Genomic DNA, 8968 nt, shown 5'->3' on the forward strand with positions numbered 1-8968 from the left:
GTTTATCAGCAGGTATGCCATGCTACAACAGTATTGGACTGACAGTGAGAATAGAAAGTGGCTTGGAGTGACTCAGGCTTGAAATGGAGAGAAAATTACCAAGATTACAAAGAAAGACTGACGAACGTGAATTGGTATTTTGTTGGTGGTCTTTTCTTTCTATTGCTTGTGATCTTCGGATTCTCGCTGACAGGATGGAAACTTGCAAAGTTAGTTAACGATGCGAAACAAGTACCGATCGATGCGGTTGTTGTAAAAGGAGAGCGTCACTATCTGACAGATAGTGAGATACAAGTGTCACTAAAAAGTTTGCTAAGTCGTAGTTTTTTTAGTGCCAATGTAACTCAAGTACAAAAGGCGCTCGAAGCGTTGCCATGGGTGTATCGCGCTTCGGTTAAACGTGAATGGCCGTCAAAATTGAAGGTTTATATACAAGAACAACAAGTATTAGCTCACTGGAATGGTAATCAGTGGATAAACAAACAAGGTGATGTGTTTCAAGCAGTAGTGCCTAAACACATACAAATGAAGCCCTTACCATACCTGTATGGGCCAGATGAAGAGGCAAAGGATATGCTCACAAGTTATCATCAGCTAAGAAAGTTATTAGCTATAAATGGATTTCAGTTAGAGCAACTGACCCTTACACCAAGACGTGCTTGGCAAGTGAAATTAGCAAATGGTGTAGAGCTGTATCTTGGGCGAGAAGATAAAATGCGCCGAGTGCAGCGATTTATTGATGTGTATCCAACCTTAAAAAGGGAAAACAAGCCGATCGCTCATGTAGATTTACGGTATGATACAGGATTAGCCGTTGGCTGGGAAAAAGAACAAAGTGAGAATCGATAACTCATGACCAAAAACCTAGAAAGAAATTTAATTGTTGGGTTGGACATAGGAACCTCAAAGGTGGCAGTGATCATTGGGGAAGTATTGCCCGATGGCGAAATTACTGTAGTGGGTGTCGGTAATCATCCATCTAGAGGAATGGATAAAGGCGGGGTTAACGACTTAGACTCGATCATCCGCAGTGTTCAGCGTTCGTTAGATCAGGCTGAGCTGATGGCTGATTGTCAGGTGACCTCGGTGTATCTCAGCATTTCTGGTAAACACATCTCTTGCCAGAATGAGAACGGTATGGTGTCCATTAATGACGAAGAAGTGACCCAAGAAGATGTAGATAATGTGATTCATACGGCTCGTTCGGTTAAAATACCTACCGAGCGTAGAATTTTGCATGTATTGCCACAGGAATACGCTATTGATGTTCAAGATGGGATAAAAAGCCCAATTGGAATGTCAGGCATGCGGATGGAAGCAAAAGTACATATTGTGACCTGTGCCAATGATATGGCGAAAAATATCACAAAAAGTGTTGAGCGCTGTGGCTTAAAAGTGGATGATCTAGTGTTCTCTGGTATAGCTTCAGCTGATGCCACATTGACTAATGATGAAAAAGACTTAGGGGTATGCTTAGTCGACATTGGTGGTGGTACAACAGATATTGCGGTGTATACCAATGGTGCACTTCGTCACTGTGCTGTCGTTCCTGTGGCAGGAAACCAAGTAAGTAGCGACATCGCAAAGATATTCCGAACCCCTTTAACACATGCTGAACAAATTAAAGTTCAGTTTGCAAATGCACGGAGTGCGGCTGTAAGCCGAGAGGAAAATATTGAAGTTCCGTCAGTAGGGGGACGACCATCACGTTCGATGTCACGCCATACGTTGGCCGAAGTGGTGGAACCAAGATATCAGGAAATGTTTGAACTGATACTGCAAGAATTACGTGATAGTGGTTTTGAAGATCAAATCGCAGCTGGGATCGTATTAACAGGTGGTACGGCTTCGATAGATGGAGCCGTAGATGTAGCAGAAGCAACGTTTGGTATGCCAGTTCGGGTTGCAACCCCATTGGCCGTAAAGGGACTTTACGAATACGTTGAACAGCCAATTTATTCAACGGGGTTAGGATTATTGCACTATGGCGCTCGTCAATTGATGGATCGTGAAAACGATCGCTCAGAGCGGCAAGGGGTGACCAGTCTACTCGGTACGGTGAAAAGTTGGTTTAAAGGTGAGTTTTAATTTTTTAATGCAGGCAATATGGAGTTCTGATTATGTTTGAGATCATGGACACTCATTCAGATGAAGCGGTGATCAAAGTCATCGGCGTTGGCGGCGGTGGTGGTAATGCCGTCGAGCACATGGTGAAACACAATATCGAAGGGGTCGAGTTTGTTGCGACAAATACGGACGCACAAGCGTTACGTAAATCATCGGCTGGCTCAACAATCCAGCTTGGTCGTGATATTACGAAAGGCTTAGGTGCTGGAGCAAACCCTGAAGTTGGTCGCTTAGCTGCTGAAGAAGATAAAGATAACATTCGTGCTGCAATCAAAGGTTGCGACATGATTTTTATTGCAGCAGGTATGGGTGGTGGTACAGGAACCGGTGCGGCGCCTGTAGTGGCACAAATTGCAAGAGAAGAGGGGATTTTAACAGTCGCAGTTGTGACTAAACCATTCCCGTTCGAAGGCAAAAAACGTATGACGTTTGCAGACGAAGGCATCGTTGAGCTTGGCAAGCATGTTGACTCTCTCATTACGATTCCTAATGAAAAGCTGTTGAAAGTGCTAGGTCGTGGTACCTCTTTATTGGATGCCTTTGCTGCTGCTAATAATGTACTACTAGGTGCGGTTCAAGGTATTGCTGAGCTGATCACTCGTCCTGGTTTGATCAACGTCGACTTTGCTGACGTGAAAACTGTAATGTCAGAAATGGGTAATGCCATGATGGGTACAGGCATTGCTAGCGGTGAAGACCGTGCAGAAGAAGCAGCTGAATCTGCGGTAGCAAGTCCATTACTTGAAGACATTGATCTGGCTGGTGCACGTGGCGTGTTGGTGAATATCACTGCGGGCATGGACATGAGCATCGAAGAGTTTGAAACCGTGGGTAATCACGTTAAAGCTTACGCTTCAGACAATGCTACTGTAGTTGTTGGTGCCGTTATTGACACTGAAATGAGCGATGAACTGAGAGTGACTGTAGTCGCAACGGGTATTGGTGCTGAAAAAAAACCTGATATCACATTGGTTAATAAGCCTCATACTCCAGCACCAACACCGCGTGTTGATGTTGAGCCAGTAACCGTGAGTGTTGCTGAAAACTTGGCGATTGATGACACTAAGGTAGGAGTTGCTACGCCAACAGGTAATGTTGTGCCAGCAAGTCAAACATCAGTTTCACCAAAAACTGAGCCCGACTATTTAGATATTCCAGCGTTTTTGCGTAAGCAAGCTGACTGATAGTCGGTTAACTTATAGCCCTAAATGTAGGATATATCCGGCATAATGGCTCACCATAAACTGGTGAATTTTTGTGTCGTGGGTAAAATGTGTTAGTATATCTGGCTCGTTTAAGCCAGCCTGCGGCTAAAAACGGCACAGATTACTAACCAATAGAAAAAACGAATACAGGTAACTGCATGATTTTTCAAAGAACAGTCCAAAAAATGGTTAAGACGACAGGTGTTGGGTTACACTCAGGCCGTAAAGTCACACTTGCCATTCGTCCAGCACCGGTGAATACAGGAATTGTATTCATGCGTACGGATCTGGAACCGGCAGTAGCAATTCCAGCTAAGGCCGATCAAGTTCGTGAAACTATGCTTTGCACTGTATTAGTTAATGACGATGGTGTGAAGATTCAGACCATCGAGCATTTGTTTGCCGCTTTGGCGGGTTTAGGTATCGATAATGCTTTTATTGATGTTGATGCTGAAGAAATACCTATCATGGATGGCAGTGCAAGTCCGTTTGTGTTTTTGCTGCAATCTGCGGGCATTGCTCAGCAGTCTGCACCGAAAAAGTACATTCGCATCAAAGAAACGATCCGCGTTGAAGATGGTGAAAAATGGGCTGAAATTAAGCCTTATTCTGGTTTCAAAGTTGATTTCCAAATCGACTTCGATCACCCAGAGATTGCCCGTAGCCAACAGCATATGGTAATGGATTTTTCCACTTCAGGATTTGTAAAAGACATCAGTCGTGCTCGTACTTTTGGTTTTATGCGTGATATTGAGTATCTTAGAGCGAATAACCTTGCATTAGGTGGCAGCATGGAAAATGCGGTGGTGCTTGATGAATATCGAGTATTGAATCCTGATGGGCTGCGTTATGACGATGAATTCTTAAAGCACAAAATCCTTGATGCATTTGGGGACTTGTATGTCGCGGGTCACGCATTGATTGGTGAATTCTGTGCTTATAAAACGGGTCATGCTCTCAACAATAAACTGGTTCGTGCTTTACTCAACCATCAAGAAGCATGGGAATTAGTAAGTTACGAACAAGAAGCCGACGTTCCAGTGCAATTCATTAGCACCAGCAACGCGGCTGCCATGGCCTAATACTTCTAAGATTGCCTATTACGGCTGGCTAATGCAGCCAGCCGTTTTAGTTTCTGGCCTAACTCTCCTTCAACATTCTCTGCCAGTGCCTCAATGTGAGAAGCTGAAGTTTGGCTGAGTTTTGCGTGTTTAATGGGAGGATTTGCGTCATAGGTCGATAACCTTGGGTTGACTTTGACGTCAATACCAGTGAGCATTGGCAATGCTTCATTTTGAATTGTAAGTAATATTTGAGCTTTTTGTGCATTTAATCGAGTAGCCCAAACCGCAGAGGGCGTTTCGAGGATTATTGTATTTTGGCGTAAGTTAGCTACATGCACTTGCTCAGCTATCGGACCACGTAAATGCTGCTTTAGCAATTGGTTCAAACGTAAAATTAGTTCGGCTTTCTCTTTTAGCTCGGGCAGTGAGCCAGAGTTATTAAGCAATTTATTGAGTTGTTGAGGAAGCTTTTTCATATTAATAATATTGGCTAATGGTTTATGAGTGTCACTTTATTTATACAAAGTAAACAAGGTGCAAAACGCATTGAATTAGGAAAGCGCTGGCTGTTATTGCCTGTGACGCTCATAGCAATCCTTGTGAGTGCATACCACTATAATAATCAGCGATTTGTTGATCAGCAAGTTAGCATTAACACTGCTAAGCATCAAAGACAGGTTCAAAAAGAGCAAGTAATAGAGCTCAAACAACAAACTCAAGCTCAAATTGCACTGCTCGTTTCTCATATTGCTCGAATGCAAGCCAATCTTACTCGTGTTGAGGCTCTAGGTCAGCAAGTTGCCAAAAAAAATCATTTGGACGATCAATTTAACTTCTCAACCGAAGTTGGTGTTGGTGGTGTCAGTGAAATAGGTGAGAGTGTCCAGCTAGATCAGCTTCTTAAAGATATGGATGATCTTGCAAACCGCATCGAAAATCGTCAACAACAACTCAAAGTACTTGAAACTGTTGTAACTAATCACCATATAGATATCGAGCGATACATTTCCGGTCGTCCCATTAATAAAGGTTGGCTATCTTCTCCTTATGGATTACGCAATGATCCTTTCTCAGGCCGAAGAGCAATGCATAAGGGCATTGATTTTGCTGGAACTGAGGGAGAGAATGTTGTGGCTACAGGTTCAGGAGTTGTGACTTGGGCGGGTAGTATGTTCGGATATGGAAATTTAGTCGAAATTGATCATGGTAACGGGTTACGTACTCGTTATGGACATAACTCAAGCATTAGCGTGCACCTTGGAGATGTGGTTACCAAGGGACAAAAAATTGCCAACATGGGAAGTACAGGCCGTTCAACTGGGCCTCATGTGCATTACGAAGTATTGCGGGCAGGACAGCAAGTCAATCCGCAAAAGTACGTCTACCGTAAACCAAGATGATCCCCTTGGTCGTTAACTTTAGACAAATTTTTAGCCTTTAGCAGAAAAAGTGATTCAGATGTTTGGAAAATTACTAACAAAAATATTTGGTAGCCGTAACGAACGCACCCTAAAAAGTTTAGGAAAAGTTGTCACCCAAATTAACGCAATGGAAGCGGATTTTGAGAAGCTTTCTGATAGCGAGCTTGCCGATAAAACGAATGAGTTTCGCAAGCGTATCGAAGGCGGTGAAACGTTAGATAGTATCACGCCCGAAGCGTTTGCCGTCGTGCGTGAAGCATCTAAGCGTGTTTTCGAAATGCGTCACTTCGATGTTCAGTTATTAGGTGGCATGGTACTCGACAGTAATCGTATTGCAGAAATGCGTACCGGGGAAGGTAAAACCCTAACTGCAACTCTACCCGCTTACTTAAATGCATTAACGGGTAAAGGCGTACACATCATTACCGTGAACGATTACCTTGCAGGGCGTGATGCAGAATTAAACCGCCCATTATTTGAATTCCTTGGTTTAAGCGTTGGTATCAACGTGGCAGGTCTTGCACCGGAAGAGAAAAAGCAAGCTTACGCCGCTGACATTACTTACGGTACTAACAACGAATTTGGTTTCGACTACCTTCGTGACAACATGGCGTTCTCACCACAAGAACGTGTGCAACGTCCACTTCACTATGCACTGATTGATGAAGTTGACTCCATTCTTATTGATGAAGCTCGTACTCCACTTATCATCTCTGGTGCAGCAGAAGATAGTTCAGAGCTTTACATCAAAGTGAACAAGCTGATCCCTAGCCTAATATCACAAGAAAAAGAAGACAGTGATGAATTCACTGGTGATGGTGATTACAGCGTTGACGAAAAATCCAAGCAAGTCCACATGACTGAGCGTGGTCAGGAAAAGATTGAAAACTTGCTGATTGAAACAGGATTGCTGCAAGACGGTGATTCTCTTTACTCTGCGGCCAACATCTCATTATTGCATCATGTTAATGCCGGATTACGTGCTCATACCTTATTTGAAAAAGACGTCGACTATATTGTGACTGATGGCGAAGTGGTCATTGTTGATGAACACACTGGTCGTACTATGCCTGGTCGTCGTTGGTCTGAAGGTCTACATCAAGCTGTAGAAGCAAAAGAAGGCGTTGATATTCAAAACGAAAACCAGACGTTAGCTTCTATTACTTTCCAGAATTATTTCCGTATATACGAAAAACTGGCCGGTATGACCGGTACAGCAGATACCGAAGCATTCGAATTCCAACACATCTATGGTCTAGATACCGTTGTTGTTCCAACGAACAAACCCATGATCCGTGATGATCGTGCAGACTTGGTTTATTTAACGGCTAGTGAAAAGTACAATGCGATTTTGGATGACATTCGAGACTGCCGCGAACGTGGTCAGCCAGTATTAGTAGGTACCGTTTCGATTGAGCAATCTGAATTGTTAGCTCGCTTAATGAAGCAAGAAAAAATTCCACATCATGTTTTGAACGCGAAGTTCCATGAAAAAGAAGCAGAAATTGTAGCGCAAGCAGGTCGCTCAGGTGCTGTGACGGTTGCGACTAACATGGCAGGCCGTGGTACCGATATCGTATTGGGTGGTAACTGGAACGTTGAAGTAGCGGAGCTAGAAAACCCAACTGACGACCAAATTGCAAAAATTAAAGCAGATTGGAAAGTACGTCACGACGAAGTTATCGCAGCAGGTGGTCTACACATTTTAGGTACTGAGCGTCACGAGTCTCGACGTATCGATAACCAGCTTCGTGGTCGTTCGGGTCGTCAAGGTGATGCAGGTTCATCTCGCTTCTATCTATCTATGGAAGACAGCTTAATGCGCATCTTCGCATCTGACCGTGTGTCAGGCATGATGAAAAAGCTGGGCATGGAAGAAGGTGAAGCGATTGAACATCCATGGGTATCACGAGCCATTGAAAATGCACAGCGTAAAGTAGAAGCACGCAACTTCGATATCCGTAAACAGCTTCTTGAGTTTGATGATGTTGCTAACGATCAGCGTCAAGTGGTTTACTCACAGCGCAATGAACTGATGGATGCTGAACATATTGAAGAGACCATTGCTAGCATTAAAGATGATGTACTTAATGGCATGATTGATCAATACATACCACCACAGTCTATTGAAGAGCTTTGGGATATCTCTGGTCTAGAAACGCGTCTTAAGCAAGAATTTGGTCTACAGCTACCAGTTCAAGAGTGGTTAGATAAAGAAGACGATCTACATGAAGAAACTCTTCGTGAACGTATTGTCGATACGTGGGCAAAAGAATACGCGCAAAAACAAGAGATGGTAGGGCTTGAAGTTCTACGTCAATTTGAAAAATCTGTAATGCTGCAAACGCTAGATACGCTTTGGAAAGAGCACTTGGCTGCGATGGATCACTTAAGACAAGGTATTCATTTACGTGGATATGCTCAAAAGAATCCAAAGCAAGAATATAAGCGTGAGTCATTCGAGTTATTCCAAGAAATGTTGGAATCACTAAAATACGATGTGATCAGTATTCTTTCAAAAGTTCAGGTGCAAGCACAATCCGAAGTTGAAGAGATGGAACAGCGTCGCCGCGAAGAAGAAGCACGCTTACATCGTGAATATCAACATGCACAAGCTGAGTCGATTGCGACTGGTGATGAAATGACAGCAGAGATGGCCAATCACACTCCAATCGTAAGAGACGGTGAAAAGATTGGTCGCAATGACCCATGCCCTTGTGGTTCTGGTAAGAAGTACAAACAATGTCACGGTCGCTTAAGCTAAAAGCATCCTTTATATAAAGTAATTTAAGAAGGCGTTCCTTATAAGGAACGCCTTTTTTATACATATAACCATAAAAGACAACAGATATTCTGCTTCTAGCTGCCAATGACAATGACAATGAAAAGCAATAACTGATCTAAAGGTTAAATACAGCCTAAAACATGATAAATGTGGATAACTCTGTGAGTTAAAGGTGCGTTAATTGTGTTTAATTTGGGAATAAAAAATAAATGCAAAAAACCTTAAAAAAGCCCTTGCGGAGTTTCAAAATCTCCCTATAATGCGCATCCACTGACACGGCACAGCAGGCACTACAGCGATGTAGCAGCAAGCAAGGCGAGTCAGGGTTTGAAGAGGATTTAATCACTTTTCAAACGGCCTGAAAAA

Annotated in this window: 7 protein-coding genes; 6 read left to right on the forward strand and 1 reads right to left on the reverse strand. The window is 43.2% G+C overall.

All coding sequences use genetic code 11. From position 1 onward, the window contains the following. Positions 1–57: 57 nt before the first annotated feature. The 4 genes from AC1EU0_RS11475 to lpxC all read left to right on the forward strand — a co-directional run bounded on the left by AC1EU0_RS11475 (position 58) and on the right by lpxC (position 4414). Positions 58–849, forward strand: coding sequence for a cell division protein FtsQ/DivIB (locus AC1EU0_RS11475; RefSeq protein ID WP_480302539.1), 792 nt, complete (start codon positions 58–60; stop codon positions 847–849). A gap of 3 nt (positions 850–852) precedes the next feature. Continuing rightward, positions 853–2088, forward strand: a complete 1236-nt coding sequence (gene ftsA / locus AC1EU0_RS11480; protein ID WP_480302540.1) for a cell division protein FtsA — start codon at positions 853–855, stop codon at positions 2086–2088. A gap of 32 nt (positions 2089–2120) precedes the next feature. Further along, positions 2121–3311, forward strand: a complete 1191-nt coding sequence (gene ftsZ / locus AC1EU0_RS11485; RefSeq protein WP_480302541.1) for a cell division protein FtsZ — start codon at positions 2121–2123, stop codon at positions 3309–3311. 179 nt (positions 3312–3490) lie between these two features. Then, a complete protein-coding gene (gene lpxC, locus AC1EU0_RS11490; RefSeq protein ID WP_480302542.1) occupies positions 3491–4414 on the forward strand; it encodes a UDP-3-O-acyl-N-acetylglucosamine deacetylase in 924 nt (307 codons plus the stop codon). Positions 4415–4419: 5 nt separating this feature from the next. Here lpxC and AC1EU0_RS11495 read toward each other — a convergent pair whose 3' ends face one another. Continuing rightward, positions 4420–4872 carry a DUF721 domain-containing protein gene (locus AC1EU0_RS11495; protein ID WP_480302543.1) on the reverse strand — a complete coding sequence of 151 codons (453 nt, stop codon included), beginning with the start codon at positions 4870–4872 and terminating at the stop codon, positions 4420–4422. 24 nt (positions 4873–4896) lie between these two features. Here AC1EU0_RS11495 and AC1EU0_RS11500 point away from each other — a divergent pair, with 24 nt between their 5' ends. Both AC1EU0_RS11500 and secA read left to right on the forward strand, forming a co-directional pair. Further along, positions 4897–5796, forward strand: coding sequence for a peptidoglycan DD-metalloendopeptidase family protein (locus AC1EU0_RS11500; RefSeq protein WP_480302544.1), 900 nt, complete (start codon positions 4897–4899; stop codon positions 5794–5796). Between the two features lie 58 nt (positions 5797–5854). Then, positions 5855–8581 (forward strand): preprotein translocase subunit SecA, encoded by a 2727-nt coding sequence (gene secA / locus AC1EU0_RS11505; protein ID WP_480302545.1) that lies wholly within the window; start codon positions 5855–5857, stop codon positions 8579–8581. Positions 8582–8968: the final 387 nt, after the last annotated feature.

This window comes from Parashewanella sp. 2210YD4-3 (genome assembly GCF_056591735.1).

What these genes read in the sequence shown, in the direction of transcription:
- ftsA (WP_480302540.1), top strand. Translation starts at nt 853, where the DNA reads ATGACCAAAAACCTAGAAAGAAATTTAATTGTTGGGTTGGACATAGGA.
- ftsZ (WP_480302541.1), top strand. Translation starts at nt 2,121, where the DNA reads ATGTTTGAGATCATGGACACTCATTCAGATGAAGCGGTGATCAAAGTC.
- lpxC (WP_480302542.1), top strand. Translation starts at nt 3,491, where the DNA reads ATGATTTTTCAAAGAACAGTCCAAAAAATGGTTAAGACGACAGGTGTT.
- AC1EU0_RS11495 (WP_480302543.1), bottom strand. Translation starts at nt 4,872, where the DNA reads ATGAAAAAGCTTCCTCAACAACTCAATAAATTGCTTAATAACTCTGGC.
- AC1EU0_RS11500 (WP_480302544.1), top strand. Translation starts at nt 4,897, where the DNA reads ATGAGTGTCACTTTATTTATACAAAGTAAACAAGGTGCAAAACGCATT.
- secA (WP_480302545.1), top strand. Translation starts at nt 5,855, where the DNA reads ATGTTTGGAAAATTACTAACAAAAATATTTGGTAGCCGTAACGAACGC.